This is a genomic window from Trebonia kvetii (genome assembly GCF_007827045.1).
In the GTDB taxonomy this organism is placed as follows: Bacteria; Actinomycetota; Actinomycetes; order Streptosporangiales; family Streptosporangiaceae; genus Trebonia; species Trebonia kvetii.
In genome coordinates this window covers 1,226,386-1,240,920 of the sequence record NZ_RPFW01000001.1, presented here as the reverse complement: position 1 = coordinate 1,240,920, position 14,535 = coordinate 1,226,386, and the positions used below count along the sequence as shown (strand labels likewise).

The following is a 14,535-nucleotide window of genomic DNA, read 5'->3' as shown; positions in this document are numbered from 1 at the left end:
TAGGTCACCATGTCCAACAGAGCAGCGGCCGGCGTACAGCCGGCGGCGGACTCGCCCGAGTCGCTACTCGAGCGGGCCGGCTACAAACCGGAACTGCGGCGGTCGCTCCGCTTCTTCTCGATGTTCGCGATCGCCTTCTCGGTCATCTCGATCACCACGGGAATCTTCCTGAATTACGGGTTCGGCCTGGCGTACTGGGGGCCCGCCTCCATCTGGACGTGGCCGATCGTCGGCGTCGGCAACCTGGCGATCGCCCTGGTCGTCGCCGAGCTCGGCACCCGCATCCCGCTGGCCGGCTACGCCTACCAGTGGAGCGCCCGGCTGGTGAACCCCAGCTACGGCTGGTTCGTCGGCTTCGCCGGACTGCTCTACATGGCGGTCGGCGGCGGCGCGATCATGCTGCAGGTGGCGGCGCCGCTGCTGCTCAGCGAGTTCAACGTGGACAACCCGAGCTCGCACCTGGTGCTCGCGGTGGCGATCATCCTGATGCTGCTGCCGGTGGTGATCAACCTCATCAGCATCCAGGTGGCTGCCCGGGTCAACAACATCGCGGTGTTCACCGAGATCATCGGGACCGTGGTGTTCGGCGTGCTGCTCCTCGTGCTGTGGGGCGTCAAGTCGAAGCCCGCGCCGTACGGCGCGAGCATTCTCACCAACACGACCTCCGTCTTCCACAACCCGACGTGGTACGCCTTCACCCTGGCCGGGCTGCTCGGCGCCTTCACCCTGGTCGGGTTCGAACTCGCCGCCGACATGTCGGAGGACGCGGTGGACCCTCGCCGCAGCGTGCCGCGCGGCGTGCTGTGGGCAGTGCTCGGCTCCGTCGTGCTCGGCATGGTCGCGCTGATCGGCTTCACGCTCGCCATCCCCGACCTGAAGACCGTCGAGGAGGCGCCGCTGCCGCTGCTCGCGATCGCGGGCTACTGGCTGCCGTCCGGCCTGGTTAAGGTCTTCGTGGCGTTCGTGGTCTTCTCGATGTTCTCGATCCTGGTCGTGGGCAGCGGCGCGCAGGCCAGGCTGGTCTTCTCGCTGTCGCGGGACAACATGCTGCCGTTCTCCGGCGCGCTGCGTAAGGTCAACAAGCGCAGCCAGACGCCGGTGGTGGCGCTGGTGGTCTTCGGCGTGATCGACCTCGGCGTGATGATCTACGGGTACAACCAGCCAAGCTCGTTCGGCACGCTCGTCGGCGCGACCGCGATCATCCCCTACATCATCTACTTCCTGATCACCCTGGCCTACGCGGTCAAGCGGCGCACCACGGAGAGCCTGCCAGGCGCGTTCTCCCTCGGCCGCTGGGCGTGGCCAGTCATCGGCTTCGTGCTCGTCTACACCGTGGTGATCATGGTGGCGCTGTCGTTCCCCTCGCCGTTCCACGGCTCGGACAAGATGCTCGGCTACGCCCTGATTCTGGCCGCGCTCTGGTACTTCGGCGGCCTGCTGCGGCGGCTCAGGAACGGGACCGCGGGGGTGAAGCCGGTCGACGACCTGGCCGGCAATCAGTAACCCGCTGTCGGCGGACTGAGCCCCGACGGCCGATGGAGTGAGGCGGCCGTCGGGGCTCACCGCTGTGCACAGGGCACTCGCCGGGGGGCTTGGGGGGCGTCCCCGGGCAAGCAGGGCCGTTGCGCGCCTACTATGTCCCGGTCAGCGTTGACCAGTGACCGTCCGGAGCGGCTCGTGATGTTTCCCCGCCTGTTCAGCCCGCTCGCCATCGGCTCGGTGACCTTGCGGAACCGCATCGTCTCCTCCGGCCACGACACCGTCATGGCGGAGCACGGGCAGATCACCGACCGGCTGATCGCCTACCACGAGGCCCGCGCCCGGGGCGGAGCGGGCCTGATCGTGGTCCAGGTCGCGGGCATCCACGAGACGGCCAGGTACACCAGCCACGTGCTGATGGCGACCGACGACTCCTGCGTGCCCGGCTACCGCGCGCTTGCCGAGGCGGTCGCGCCGCACGGCACCCTGCTGTTCGGCCAGCTCTTCCACCCAGGCCGGGAGGTCATGGACCTGGATGACGGCACGCTGACCGTGGCGGTCGCGCCGTCGGCGGTGCCGACCGAGCGGTTCCGCGTCATGCCGCGGCCGCTGCGGCTCGCCGAGATCCGCGAGATCATCGACGGGTACGGCCAGGCCGCCGCCCGGCTGCGCCGGGCAGGCCTTGATGGCGTGGAGATCGTCGCCAGCCACGGCTACCTGCCGTCGCAGTTCCTCAACCCGGCGGCCAACCTGCGCACCGACGCCTACGGCGGCAGCGCGGAGAACCGGCTCCGCTTCCTGCGTGAGGCCTTCGAGTCGGTCAGGCGGCACTGCGGGCCCGATTTCCCCGTCGGCCTGCGCATCTCCCTCGACGAGCGTGACCCGTCGGGCCTGCCCGCCGACATCGCGTTCGCGGCGAGCGTTTCGCTAGCCGGCGAGGGACTTGCCGACTACCTGAGCGTCACCACCGGGACCTCCGCCTCGCTGGCCGGCTCCGACCACATCGCGCCGGACATGAGCAACGCCAGCGGCTACCTTGCGCCGCTGGCCGGGAAGCTGCGCGCGGCGGTCCGCGTGCCGGTGCTCGTCGCCGGACGGATCAACCAGCCGCAGGAGGCGGAGCACATCATCGCCGACGGCCAGGCCGACGCCTGCGTGATGACCAGGGCGATGATCTGCGACCCGGAGATGCCCGCCCTCGCGGCAGCCGGGCAGACCGACGACATCCGCGCCTGCATCGGCTGCAACCAGGCCTGCATCGGGCATTTCCACCTCGGGTTCCCGATCTCCTGCATCCAGCACCCGGAGACCGGCCGCGAGCGGCTTTACGGCATCAGGCGGCGCGCGGACCGGCCCAAGAACGTCATGATCGTCGGCGGCGGCCCGGCCGGACTGAAGGCCGCCGCCGTCGCCGCCGAGCGCGGCCACGACGTCACCCTGTACGAGGCGGCGGGCCGGGTCGGCGGGCAGGTGCTGGTCGCCGAGCGGCTGCCCGGCCGCGAGGAGTTCGGCGGCGCGATCACCAACCTGTCCCGCGAGGTCGCGCGGGCCGGCGTGGCCATCCGGCTGCGCACCACCGTGGACCTGCCCGCCGTCCAGGCGCAGTCACCGGATCTGGTGGTCGTCGCCACCGGGGCGCGGCCCTACCGGCCGCCGCTGGAGATCATGGACAGCCCGTGGATCGCCGACGCCTGGGACGTTATCCGCCGGCCGGAGTCCGCTCCGCCGGGGAAGATCGTGGTGGCCGATTTCCGCGGCGACTGGGTGGGCCTGGGCACCGCGCGGCTGCTCGCCGCCGCCGGGCACGAGGTGATCCTCGCAGTGCGCGGCTACGCGGCGGGCGAAAGCCTGCAACAGTATGTCCGCGACCGCCTGCTCGCCGCCATCTCCAGGCAGCGGATCACCGTGCTGCCCCTGGTGCGCCCGTTCGGCGCCGACGACGACACGGTCTACCTGCAGCACGTGCTGACCGATGAGCCCGTCCTGGTCGCAGGAGTCGCGGGCCTGGTGCTCGCCTGCGGCTCGTCGCCGGCGAACGAGCTGCTTGACACGCTCGACTCGGCAGGAGTTCCCGCGCTCGGCATCGGCGACTGCCTGGCGCCGCGCACCGTCGAGGAGGCGGTGCTCGAGGGCCTCGTCGCCGCGTCCGGCATCTGACCTCCGCGGCGCCTGGGCGCCTAGCCCGAGACCTGCCGGCGCCGATCGCCGCGGCAGTGATGCTGGGCACGGTCGCCGCCGTGCGTTATCGTCGGGGCCGACGCACAGGAGCAGCCATGACTTCCACCGCACCCGCCACTTCCCAGGTCTCGCAGGAAGACTTCGCCGAGATTCTCGCCGCCACCCGCGAGTTCGTCAGGACCCGGGTGATCCCGCGGGAGAACGAGATCATGGAAGCCGACGCCATCCCCGCCGACCTGCGGGCGGCCGCGGCCGAACTCGGCCTGTTCGGTTTCGCGATCCCGCAGGACCACGGCGGGCTTGGCCTGGACCTGATGCAGGACGTCGAGCTCGCCATGGAGCTCGGCTACACCAGCCTGGCGCTGCGCTCGATGTTCGGCACCAACAACGGCATCGCCGGGCAGGTGCTCGTCGGCTACGGCACCGCGGCGCAGCAGGCGGCATGGCTGGAGCGGATCGCCTCCGGCGAGGTCGTCGCCAGCTTCGCCCTCACCGAGCCGGGGGCCGGGTCGAACCCGGCGGGGCTGCGCACCCGCGCGGTCCGCGACGGCGACGACTGGGTGATCAGCGGCTCCAAGCGGTTCATCACCAACGCGCCGACCGCCGGGCTGTTCATCGTCTTCGCCCGCACCCGCGAGGCAGCCGGCAGCGACCCGGGCATCGCGGTGTTCCTCGTCCCGGCCGGGCTGCCCGGCCTGCACGTCGGGCCGCACGACCGCAAGATGGGCCAGGAAGGCTCATGGACCGCGGACGTCACGCTGGACAGCGTCCGGGTCGGCGCGGACGCGCTGGTCGGCGGCTCGGAACAGGTCGGCTACCAGGCCGCGATGTCGTCGCTGGCCCGCGGCCGGGTGCACATCGCCGCGGTCGCCGTCGGCGCCGCGCGCCGCGCCCTTGACGAGTCGGTGGCCTACGCCGCCACAGCCACCCAGGGCGGCACCCCGATCGGCGACTTCCAGCTGGTGCAGGCGCACCTGGCCGACATGCAGACCGGCGTGCTGGCCGGCGAGGCCCTGGTGCGCGAGTGCGCGCGCAAGTACCAGACGGGTGAGGATCAGCGGATCAGTCCGTCGGTCGCCAAGCTGTTCTGCACCGAGATGGCCGGCCAGGTCGCCGACAAGGCCATCCAGGTCCACGGCGGCACCGGCTACATGCGCGAGGTCCCCGTCGAGCGGATCTACCGCGACGTCCGCCTGCTCCGCCTCTACGAGGGCACCAGCGAAATCCAGCGCCTCATCATCGGCGGCGGCCTCATCCGCAACGAAAAGCGCCGCCTGAAGCCCCAATAGCTCCGGCAGCACGGTCAACCGGGTCAATAAGTGGGCGCGTTAGGCCCTATCTCGGACCGTGTCCGCGCGCCCGCTGTCCTCGCCCGCCCCGCTGGTCACCCCGATCCCGGGAGCATCGCCGACCTCGCTGGTCACGTCCAGCGCTCCTCACCGGTCCCGTCAAACGCCGCCGGTCTCTCTGGTCCTGGCGGCCTCGCCGCGCCGGCAATGATCACGGAACTTCGGATTTCAACGGAACTTCTCTACCTGAATCGGGTAGAGAAGTTCCGCCAGGATCGGATTTTCCGTGATCAACGGCCCCGTATGCGGGAATTGCCGGGTTCGCCAGAATTCTGGCGCCCCGGCGTCCCGCGGCACTCCGCCGGGGCGCCGGCCGCCCAACGCACACGCGCACCTCCACGAAGGGCGGTCCGCTGGCGGTGGCAGTTCGGTTGCGACCCACCCGTACGTGTCGCCCATCACGGCACTTATGCCCCACCAGGGTTCGCATGCCTCTCAGGCACCTGATATTAATGAGAGGCGCGAAAAGCGGTCTAGACCACTCGAACCCCCAGGTCACGAGCGGCCGGCTGCGGTCCAGCGCCGAAACCCATCGTGAGGTCGCCTCCGGCGGAGGTGGCTGGCTGCCGCGTGCCGTGACGGGCTCATGGTGCGCGAAAGGAGAGATACCTGTGATCACCGGGATCACCGAGATCTCACATATAACCACTAAACAGGACATGTCTCGATGGACCCGGGCGCACGCCGATGTGCCGGGCATCACATGGTCGGTTTTCGCCGGACCGGGCGGGACCATGATCATCGTCGAGCACGCCGAAGACCGCTGCTCGCTGAACCGGGCTGACGACGTGCACGAGGTCGCCGCCACCCCGGCCGACAGCGCAGGCAGAGTCGGCCGGGCCCGCGCAAGCGCCTGAAGATCTCGCACGCCGGGCGACGCGGCTAGAGGTCGCGTCCCGATTCCGCTAGGCTCCCTGTCGCGATAGGGCGGAGGGCACCATGCAGACTTTGCTTCCCGGAATCACCATGGAGCGGGTGCCCACGCGCCGGCTGACCACGGCCGTGCTTTCCGTGGCCGGGCGTACCGGGCGGCCCGTGCTTTTCGTGCACGGCAACGTATCTTCATCGCTGTTTTGGCAGCCCCTCATGCTCGCCCTGCCGGAGCGTTACCGGCCGCTCGCGGTGGACCTGCGCGGCTTCGGCGACACCGACCCGGAAGCGGTGGACGCGACCCGTGGCCTCGGCGACTACGCCGACGACCTCGCCGCCCTCATCGAGGCGCTTGAGCTGAACTCGGTGCACCTCGTCGGCTGGAGCATGGGCGGCGGCGTTGTCCTGCAGTACCTGACCGAGCGGCCCGCCGAGCACGCGGCCGCCTCGGTGACCCTGGTCGCCCCGGTCTCACCGTTCGGCTTCGGCGGCACCTACGGGGTGGACGGCACGCTCTGTGACCCGGACGGCGCGGGTTCCGGCGCCGGCGGGGTCAACCCCGACTTCGTGGCGCGCCTCGCCGCAGGCGACCGGGGCGCGGACAGCCCCACCTCGCCGCGGCAGGTGCTGCTCGCGCACTACGTGAAGCCGCCATTCGTTCCGGATGAGCTCGACATCTTTGTGGAGTCGATGCTGTCCACCAGGACTGGTGACGACCATTACCCGGGCACCTCCCGGCAGGCGCCGGGCTGGCCGGGCTTCGCACCGGGCGACCGCGGTGTGCTGAACACGATGGCGCCCACCCATTTCCGCATCGAAGGCCTTGACGCGCTCGACCCCAAGCCGCCGGTGCTGTGGGTGCGCGGCGCCGACGACGTGATCGTGTCGGACACCTCGCTGTACGACTTCGGGTACCTCGGCTCGCTCGGGGCCGTCCCAGGCTGGCCGGGCCCCGATGCCTGGCCGCCGCAGCCCATGGTGGCGCAGACCCGCGGCCTGCTCGACGGCTACGCCGCCGCCGGCGGCCGGTACCGCGAGGTGGTCTTCGCGGACTCAGGCCACGGACCGCACCTCGACCAGCAGGCCCAGTTCCTCGCCGCCCTTGAACCGCACCTCGCGCAGGCGTAGCCGGGAGCTTCAGTCGCCCAGCTGGGCCGGGCTCATGTTGGCGCCGCTGATGACGACGGCGACGCGCTCACCGGGCGCCGGCTTGTACGCGCCGGAGAGCAGCGCCGCGACGCCGACCGAGGCGGCAGGCTCGGCGGCGATGCGCGCCGACTGCCACAGCGTGCGCTGCGCCCCGCGGATGGCGTCATCGTCGACGAGCACCACGTCCTCAACATAGGCCTGGGTGATCGGGAAGACCAGCTGGCCGACCTGGCGCGGCGCGAGGGCGTCCACCGCGATGCTGCCGGCGGGCGCGTCGACGGGCGCGCCTGCCGCCCGGGCGTAGGCGAGCGTCGGCGCGCCGTCCGGCTCCACCCCGATGACCTTGACGGTGCCCGTGAAATACGAGGCGATCCCGGCGATGAGACCGCCGCCGCCCACCGGAACGAGCACCGTGTCGAGCGGCCCGGCCTGCTCGGCAAGCTCGAGGGCAAGCGTGGCCTGCCCGAGTATGGTTTCCCGCTGGTCGTAGGCGTGCACGCTCATCGCACCCGACGAACCGATCCACTGCTCAGCCGCCGCGAGCGCGTCGGCGTAGCGATCGCCCGCGATCACCAGGTCCGCCAGCTGCCTGATGCGCTCGATCTTGGCGGGAGCGGAGACCGTGGGCACGAAGATCCTGGCCGGAATGCCAAGCCGGTGCGCCGCATACGCGACGGCCACCCCGTGGTTGCCACCGGACGCGGCCGCCACCCCGACCGCAGGCACCTCCCGCAGCAGCAGGTTAGTGAACGCACCGCGTGCCTTGAACGAGCCAGCGCACTGCAACTGCTCAAGCTTGAGCGTCACCGGCCCGGCCAGGTCCACCTCCACAACCGGCGTGCGACGCACATAAGGCCGGATCGTCTCATACGCCCGCTGAATCTCGTCCAGGGAAATCACCAGCCACCGCCCTCCGTCACCATCACCGTTTCCGCCCGCCGGTCATAGTGGATCGTTACGAGGGTCCTGATCCTCTCAACGATCCACTATCTCCCAGATGCCGGACGGGTCACTGTCTCAGCCCCTCCGATTCCAGCTCATTCTGGTGGCAGCCGCGCGATCAGGCTGGAGAGCTCGGAGCGCAGTGCCCTTGCATCAGCCTTGTCGACGCCGAGCCTGGTCGAGAACTCCCAGTCCTCGACGGCTTCGATGGCCTCATTGACGCTTCCCGCCAGAAGCAGCAACTCTGCGCGTGTGACGTGGAGAACGATCTGATCCGACCTGTCATGCTGTGCGAGTTCACCTGTCAAGGAGCTGCCTGACGTGACCGCCTAGCCATCTCGCAAGCCCTTCTTTGCCTGAACGGCAACGACCTGCCACTGCACCCGCGACTGGGTGAGCATCCCGGCGCGCGGTAACTAAATGCTACTCAATAGATGCTAAAAGTGACAATCCGGAGAATAGCAACTCCTGCCGTCGGTCACGGTGATCATCGCGGTTAGGCCTGCCTAGGGACCGACGCGTTCACTCGTCCGGGTAGCGCAGGCCGATCTGCTGGCGGATCTCGTCGAGAGTGGCCATGATCGCCACGGTCTCCTCCGGCGGCAGGATGTCGCCGGCGATCCGGCCCTCGCCGACCAGGCGCTCCGCCTCGGCCGCCTGGAAGTGCATGCCGCGTCCGTTGACGGCCGGGCGGAACTCCTCGGTCAGCGCGCCAGTCGCGTCGTAGACCCGCAGCCCGGTCGCGGTGTACCAGACACTGTCGAGTTCGATGCGGCCCTCGGTGCCAAGGACCACGGCGACGTTCGGGCCGCGCGTGGTGCTCGCCGAGTAGGTCGTGGCGATCTGCCCGCCCGCGTAGCGGAACATGGTCGCCACCTGCGCGTCGGCGCCGGTCTCCTTGAACGTGGCGACCGCCTGGACCGACTGCGGCGTTCCGAACAGCTGCGAGGCGAACGAGATCGGATAGATGCCGAGGTCGAGCAGCGCGCCGCCGCCGAGTTCGAGGGCGTTGAGCCGGTGGGCGGGGTCGTTCGGCAGCAGCTGGGTGTGATCCGCGCTCATCGAACGGATCTCCCCGATCGTCCCCGCCGCCAGGATTTCCCTGAGCCGGACCATGTGCGGGAGCCAGCGCGTCCACATCGCCTCGAGCACGAGCAGTCCGCGCTCCGCGGCCAGCGTCACGAGCCCCTGCGCCTGCGCCGCGTTCAGCGTGAACGGCTTCTCGACCAGCACGTGCTTGCCCGCGTTGAGCGCGAGCGCCGCGTTCGGGTAGTGCCAGGGGTGCGGGGTGGCGACGTAGACGATGTCGACCGTGGGGTCGGCGACCAGCGCCTCGTAGCTCGCGTGCGCGGCCGGCAGGCCGAAGTGCGCCGCGAACCGGTCGGCGCTCTCCTGGGTGCGCGACCCGACCGCCGCCACGGTATGCCCGTTGAGCAGCAGGTCGGCGGTGAACTGGCGGGCGATGCCGCCGGTGCTGATGATTCCCCAGCGCAACGCCGTCATAATGACCCGCCCTCGATGATGATCGAACACACCTTGCCGTCGTCCGTCACCTGGCGATCGTAGTACTCCCCGCGGAAAGCGCGACGCCGGGCGGCCGGTCGAAACCGCCCGGCGAAGGGCAGCCGCTTACATTCCGTGGCGCGCCAGGAACGCGGCCGTGCGCTCCGGCGTCGCCAGGATGTCCCACTGGCGTTCCGGCTGGTTGAAGTTGTTGGTGAACTCGTCCGCGACGGCCGGGTTCTGCGACATCGCGCCGAGCAGCTGGAGCAGGTGCGGCGCGGGCGGCAGCCCGATCATGAGGTTTGTCCAATCGGAGATGGCCCGCACCCGGTTGGCGCGGCGGGCGGCGACCTTCTGCGCGAACCGTTCGTCGAAGTTCTGGTCCTCGGTGATCACCTGGCCGAGTTCCCAGGCTGAGTAGGAGGCCGAGTTCGCGCCCTGGCCCACGACCGGGTCCACGACCGAGTGCGCGTCGCCGAGCGCCATCACCACCCTCCCGTTCGGCAGGATGGCGTAGTCCTCGCGCAGCACCGGGGTCACGGCGCCCTGGAGCAGGTCGTTAGGGCCAGTCAGCCTGAACCGGGCGGTGTCGATCCGCGCGAAGACCTCCGGGTGGTGCGTGCGGACCTTCTCGAGCACCAGCTGCTCGAACGCCGCCGGGTCCTCGTCGTACTTGGCGTCGGCGAGGATCTCGGTGTCGCCGCCCGGCACGTTCTCGAACAGCAGCACGGTGACGTGCCCGTTGGCGGAGAACGTGGGAATCTCAAGCAGTTCGCCGTGCGGCGGCGCGATGCTCATCGTCACGCCCTTGGGCTCCGACGGGGCGATGCCGTGGTACAGCCCGGCGGACAGCCGCCGCATCGGCCGGCTGTAGGGGGACTTGCCGGGGATGACAGGGAACATCGCGCTCGTGCCGCCCTTGCCGGTGGCGACGACCACGAGGTCGTACTGCTCCGACAGGCGCACGATCTCTTCGGGGATGACCAGGTGCCCGGCACGGAAGTCACCGCCGCGCTCCTGGAAGTCGGCAAGAAGTCGCGGCAGGTAGACCCGGTAGTCGATGGCCCTCGACGGCGCGCCGAACGCTCCGGGGAAGGACAGCGGCTGCGGCCCGCCAATGTAGTGGTGGTGGCAGAAGTACCCGTACTCCGCCAGATCCCAGTGGTCGACGCCGAGCGCTTCCTCGCGCTTCACGGTCGTGTTGTGGTGCGCGACCGTGTTCAGCATCCTGCCGCTGGCAAGCTGCGCGGCCGTCTGGTCGCTGTAAAGGGTGACGGGGATTGCCTGCTGCTGCAGCAGCAGGGCCAGGTGCAGTCCCGCGACCCCTGATCCGACGATGGCGATGCCTGAAGACGGTGTACCACCAGCCATGGATGGTGCCTCTCTGTGTGAGCCCATTCGAGGACCTTCGCCTCAATATTCGCTCGCGTGCCCGCGCAAATCGAGATCTTGCTTTCGCGTGGAGATTGCCAAATAAGACCTCGTGCCCGAGGCGGTCACGCCACGTCTGACCAGCCCCACGCGCCCCGGCGGCCTCGTCTACCTCCCCATGGCGGCATTGATCACGGAACTTTGTATTTCAACGGAAATTCGCTACCCGATTCGGGTAGCGAATTTCCGCCAGGATCAGAAGTTCCGTGATCATCGTGCCCGCGAAGCCGAATCGGACCTAGACGGCCACGAGCAGCAGCCGGCTGGCCGCCGCGGTGGCGGCGGCGAGCGAGTCGAGGAAGAGCCCGCGTGCCAGCGGATCGTCGCGCAGCGCCCATAGCAGCAGGCAGTTGTTCCAGGCCAGGTCCCGCGCGCTGTTGATCGTCCAATTGCCGATCAGGTCGGCCACCGCGGCCAGGTGCCTGTCCGCCGCGAGCTCACAACTGGTCTCGAACGACTCCCTGACGGACTGCTCGGCCGCGTCGAGCAGCGTGTCGACCCTCTGGTAGTCGGCGTAATGCGGGCCGGCGTCCGGCGCGGTGCCTAGCGCCGCGCAGGTGGCGACCACCGCGAGCGGCAGGTCGTGGTTGATGTGCGCGTTCATGCCGGCCAGCGCGAACTGGATCGGCTCGATCCCGGCGGCTGACCGCCGGTCCACGAGCGGCTGCCACGCCAGCGGCACCGAAGACGGATCCGACAGCGCGTCCACCGCGGTGAAGTACAGGTTCGCGAAGGTGACGTCGAGCTGGCTCATGAAGCCGGCGTCGGCGAAGAACCCCTGCGTAAGCGAGGCGCTCACTTGCCTGGTCACGTCCAGGTACATGCGGTTGAAGCAGGCGATCCCGTCCGTCGCGGGAAGCGCCGCCCCGATCGCCTCCATCCGGGCGATCGCGTCGGCGACCGAGACCGCCGGCGTGTCAGGCACCGGCAAAGCGAGTGACATGGCGATCACTATAGGCCGGCCAGGACCTGCAACCGACCTGCACCTTGGCCGGCAACGTGCCGGCAACCGGGCGCTCACACCCTGTTGCTTGGCACGCATCCGCAACGGCTGCACCAGCGGTAACACAGCACACAGGCTGGCCAAAACGACGGATTCCGTTGTGGAACTTCGAAGTTGATGTAATATCCCCGCTTACAGGCATCCTCGGATGTGGAATTAGTGGGCTAAACCCCGGACTGCAACGGGTCCCGGAGGGCGATAGATGACACAGACACGCGAGTCGGCCAGCCCCGAGCAGGCGACCGAGACGCTCCCCGCCATCGAACTGGCTGGGATCTACAAGGAGTTCAGCTCCCACGGCGACGTGGTGCAGGCCGTGGCAGGCATCGACCTGGAGATCGGTGTCGGGGAGTTCTTCTCGCTCCTTGGGCCGTCCGGTTGCGGTAAGACCACCACGATGCGGATGATCGCGGGCTTCGAGGAGCCCACCCGCGGTGAGGTCAAGCTTTACGGGAAGAGCGTCCTCGGGGTGCCGCCGAACAAGCGTGACGTGAACATGGTGTTCCAGTCCTACGCGCTGTTCCCGCACATGAGCGTGTTCGAGAACGTCGCCTTCGGGCTGCGGCGCAAGGGCGTCGCCAAGGACGAGGTGACCAAGCGGGTCGGCGAGATCATCGAGACCGTCGGCCTGGCCGGCCGGGAGAAGCGCCGTCCCCGGGAGCTGTCCGGCGGACAGCAGCAGCGGGTCGCGCTTGCCCGTGCCCTGGTGAACCGGCCGCGGGCGCTGCTGCTCGACGAGCCGCTCGGCGCGCTTGACCTCAAGCTCCGCCAGGCCATGCAGGTCGAGCTCAAGCGGATCCAGCGCGAGGTCGGCATCACTTTCATCTACGTGACGCACGACCAGGGCGAGGCGCTGACCATGTCCGACCGGATCGCGGTCATGAACGAGGGCAGGGTCGAGCAGCTCGGCTCGCCGCGTGCCATCTACGAGCGCCCGGCGACGCGTTTCGTGGCCGGCTTCATCGGCACCTCGAACCTGCTGTCCGGTGACGTCAAGTCGGCGTCAGGCGACCGGGCGGTCATCCTCAGCGGCGACGGCCAGCACATCGAGGTCCCGCTGCGCGAGGGCCTGTCCGCCGCCATCGGCAGTCCGGTTGAGCTCACCGTCCGGCCGGAGAAGATCGACCTCACGCTTGACGCCGCAGGCGCCGCGAGCTGCCGGCTGCGCGGCACGGTCACCGAGGTCGTCTACCTCGGCACCTCCACCAACTACAACGTCCTGACCTCGACCGGCGCCGAGATGACGGTCTTCGTGCAGAACTCCAACAACGCCGACGACGTGGCGGCGCGCGGCCAGGACGTCTGGCTGTCCTGGGAGCCCGAGCACTCCTACGCGATCGGGGCCCAATGACCGGCCTGGACCCGGCGAAGCTGCGCGGACTGGCCCAGCGCCGTAACGGCGTACCGGGCACGGAAGGCGGCATGAGCCGCCGCGGCCTGATCAAGCTCGGCGGCGCGGCGGCGGCCGGCCTGGCGCTGTCCGGCTGCGCCATCCCCGGCCTCGCCAAGATCATCACCCCGGACGAGGCCAAGGCCCAGGCGAAGGACTTCTGGCCCAAGCAGAAGGCGACAGGCCAGCTCAACTTCGCCAACTGGGCGAGCTATATCGACCCGAACCACGAGACGCTGAAGCTGTTCACCAAGGCCACCGGCATTGCGGTGAACTACCAGGAAGTCATCGAGGACGACAACTCGTTCTTCGCCAAGATCGACCCCATCCTGCGGTCCGGGCAGTACAGCGGCTACGACCTGATGGTGATCACCGATGGCTTCGAGTTCACCGACCTGGTCGAACTGCAGGAGGTGATCCCGCTCGACCACGGCATGATGCCGAACTTCAAGAAGTACGCGCTCAGCAAGTTCATGCAGGAGACCTTCGACCCGGGCAATCTGTACAGCGTGCCGTGGGCGTCGGGCATCACCGGCATCGCGTGGAACACCAAGTACATCAAGGAGCCGGTCACCAGCATCAGCGAGCTGTGGAACCCGAAGTACGCGGGCAAGATCGGCATGATGCAAGACCCGCAGGAGCTGGCGAACTTCGGGTTGTTCCGGGCCGGCATCGACCCGGACAAGTCCACGCTCAAGGACTGGAACACGGCCGCCGCGGTCCTGGACAAGCAGCGGAACGACGGGCTCGTCCGCGCCTATTACGACCAGTCCTACCTGAACGCGCTCAGCCGGGGCGACGTCTGGATCACCATGGCCTGGTCCGGGGACATCTTCCAGCAGAACCAGTCGACGGGCAACAACGACCTTGCGTTCGTGGTGCCCGCCGAGGGCGGCAACATCTGGACCGACAACATGATGATCCCCAAGCTGGCGCAGAACCCGGTCTCCGCGATGAAGATGATCGACTGGTTCTACCGGCCGGAGATCGCGACGATGCTCACCGAGAACGTGCAGTACATCAGCTCGAACTCCGCGGTGCCCACTCTGATGAAGCAGGATTCCCAGCGCAAGAAGGGCGCCAACGGCCAGGACCAGGCGACGCTGCAGGCCCTGGTCGACAGCCCGCTCGTCTTCCCGCCTGCGTCGGTGCTGAGCCGGACACGGAACTACGTCACGCCGGTTGACCCGAAGACCGCGCAGACGTTCAAGAACATCTTCAACGCGATCACCGAGGCCTGA

The 14,535-nt window shown here is 69.0% G+C and carries 12 protein-coding genes; 7 read left to right on the top strand and 5 right to left on the bottom strand.

What is annotated here, in order from left to right:
* Positions 1–9: 9 nt before the first annotated feature.
* From EAS64_RS05630 to EAS64_RS05610, 5 genes are all read left to right on the top strand, one after another.
* Positions 10–1,503 carry an amino acid permease gene (locus EAS64_RS05630; RefSeq protein WP_145851584.1) on the top strand — a complete coding sequence of 498 codons (1,494 nt, stop codon included), beginning with the start codon at positions 10–12 and terminating at the stop codon, positions 1,501–1,503.
* Between the two features lie 147 nt (positions 1,504–1,650).
* A complete protein-coding gene (locus tag EAS64_RS05625) occupies positions 1,651–3,636 on the top strand; it encodes an oxidoreductase (RefSeq protein WP_222849023.1) in 1,986 nt (661 codons plus the stop codon).
* A gap of 116 nt (positions 3,637–3,752) precedes the next feature.
* Complete coding sequence (locus EAS64_RS05620) at positions 3,753–4,946, top strand: acyl-CoA dehydrogenase family protein (protein WP_145851582.1); 1,194 nt, start codon at positions 3,753–3,755, stop codon at positions 4,944–4,946.
* Between the two features lie 671 nt (positions 4,947–5,617).
* Positions 5,618–5,863: a hypothetical protein gene (locus EAS64_RS05615; RefSeq protein WP_222849022.1), complete on the top strand. Its 246-nt coding sequence runs from the start codon at positions 5,618–5,620 to the stop codon at positions 5,861–5,863.
* An 82-nt stretch (positions 5,864–5,945) separates the two neighbouring features.
* Complete coding sequence (locus EAS64_RS05610; RefSeq protein WP_145851580.1) at positions 5,946–7,004, top strand: alpha/beta hydrolase; 1,059 nt, start codon at positions 5,946–5,948, stop codon at positions 7,002–7,004.
* Between the two features lie 9 nt (positions 7,005–7,013).
* On the opposite strand, the gene EAS64_RS05605 is transcribed toward EAS64_RS05610, so the two are convergent.
* The 5 genes from EAS64_RS05605 to EAS64_RS05585 form a co-directional block, all read right to left on the bottom strand.
* Positions 7,014–7,925, bottom strand: coding sequence for a threonine/serine dehydratase (locus EAS64_RS05605; protein WP_145851579.1), 912 nt, complete (start codon positions 7,923–7,925; stop codon positions 7,014–7,016).
* Positions 7,926–8,062: 137 nt separating this feature from the next.
* Positions 8,063–8,275: a hypothetical protein gene (locus tag EAS64_RS05600; protein ID WP_145851578.1), complete on the bottom strand. Its 213-nt coding sequence runs from the start codon at positions 8,273–8,275 to the stop codon at positions 8,063–8,065.
* A 214-nt stretch (positions 8,276–8,489) separates the two neighbouring features.
* Positions 8,490–9,470, bottom strand: a complete 981-nt coding sequence (locus tag EAS64_RS05595; RefSeq protein WP_145851577.1) for a Gfo/Idh/MocA family protein — start codon at positions 9,468–9,470, stop codon at positions 8,490–8,492.
* A 126-nt stretch (positions 9,471–9,596) separates the two neighbouring features.
* Positions 9,597–10,841 carry a styrene monooxygenase/indole monooxygenase family protein gene (locus tag EAS64_RS05590; RefSeq protein ID WP_145851576.1) on the bottom strand — a complete coding sequence of 415 codons (1,245 nt, stop codon included), beginning with the start codon at positions 10,839–10,841 and terminating at the stop codon, positions 9,597–9,599.
* Between the two features lie 298 nt (positions 10,842–11,139).
* Positions 11,140–11,844 (bottom strand): DUF5995 family protein, encoded by a 705-nt coding sequence (locus EAS64_RS05585; protein ID WP_145851575.1) that lies wholly within the window; start codon positions 11,842–11,844, stop codon positions 11,140–11,142.
* A gap of 262 nt (positions 11,845–12,106) precedes the next feature.
* Here EAS64_RS05585 and EAS64_RS05580 point away from each other — a divergent pair, with 262 nt between their 5' ends.
* Together EAS64_RS05580 and EAS64_RS05575 are read left to right on the top strand one after the other, a co-directional pair.
* Positions 12,107–13,255, top strand: coding sequence for an ABC transporter ATP-binding protein (locus tag EAS64_RS05580; RefSeq protein WP_145851574.1), 1,149 nt, complete (start codon positions 12,107–12,109; stop codon positions 13,253–13,255).
* On the top strand, positions 13,252–14,535 hold the full coding sequence (locus EAS64_RS05575) for a polyamine ABC transporter substrate-binding protein (RefSeq protein WP_246115534.1): 1,284 nt from the start codon (positions 13,252–13,254) through the stop codon (positions 14,533–14,535). Before EAS64_RS05580 ends, EAS64_RS05575 begins: the two co-directional genes overlap by 4 nt.

Bases quoted from the DNA above. Each gene is read 5' to 3' on its own strand.
- EAS64_RS05630 (WP_145851584.1), top strand. From the start codon at position 10: ATGTCCAACAGAGCAGCGGCCGGCGTACAGCCGGCGGCGGACTCGCCC.
- EAS64_RS05620 (WP_145851582.1), top strand. From the start codon at position 3,753: ATGACTTCCACCGCACCCGCCACTTCCCAGGTCTCGCAGGAAGACTTC.
- EAS64_RS05610 (WP_145851580.1), top strand. From the start codon at position 5,946: ATGCAGACTTTGCTTCCCGGAATCACCATGGAGCGGGTGCCCACGCGC.
- EAS64_RS05595 (WP_145851577.1), bottom strand. From the start codon at position 9,470: ATGACGGCGTTGCGCTGGGGAATCATCAGCACCGGCGGCATCGCCCGC.
- EAS64_RS05590 (WP_145851576.1), bottom strand. From the start codon at position 10,841: ATGGCTGGTGGTACACCGTCTTCAGGCATCGCCATCGTCGGATCAGGG.
- EAS64_RS05585 (WP_145851575.1), bottom strand. From the start codon at position 11,844: ATGTCACTCGCTTTGCCGGTGCCTGACACGCCGGCGGTCTCGGTCGCC.
- EAS64_RS05580 (WP_145851574.1), top strand. From the start codon at position 12,107: ATGACACAGACACGCGAGTCGGCCAGCCCCGAGCAGGCGACCGAGACG.
- EAS64_RS05575 (WP_246115534.1), top strand. From the start codon at position 13,252: ATGACCGGCCTGGACCCGGCGAAGCTGCGCGGACTGGCCCAGCGCCGT.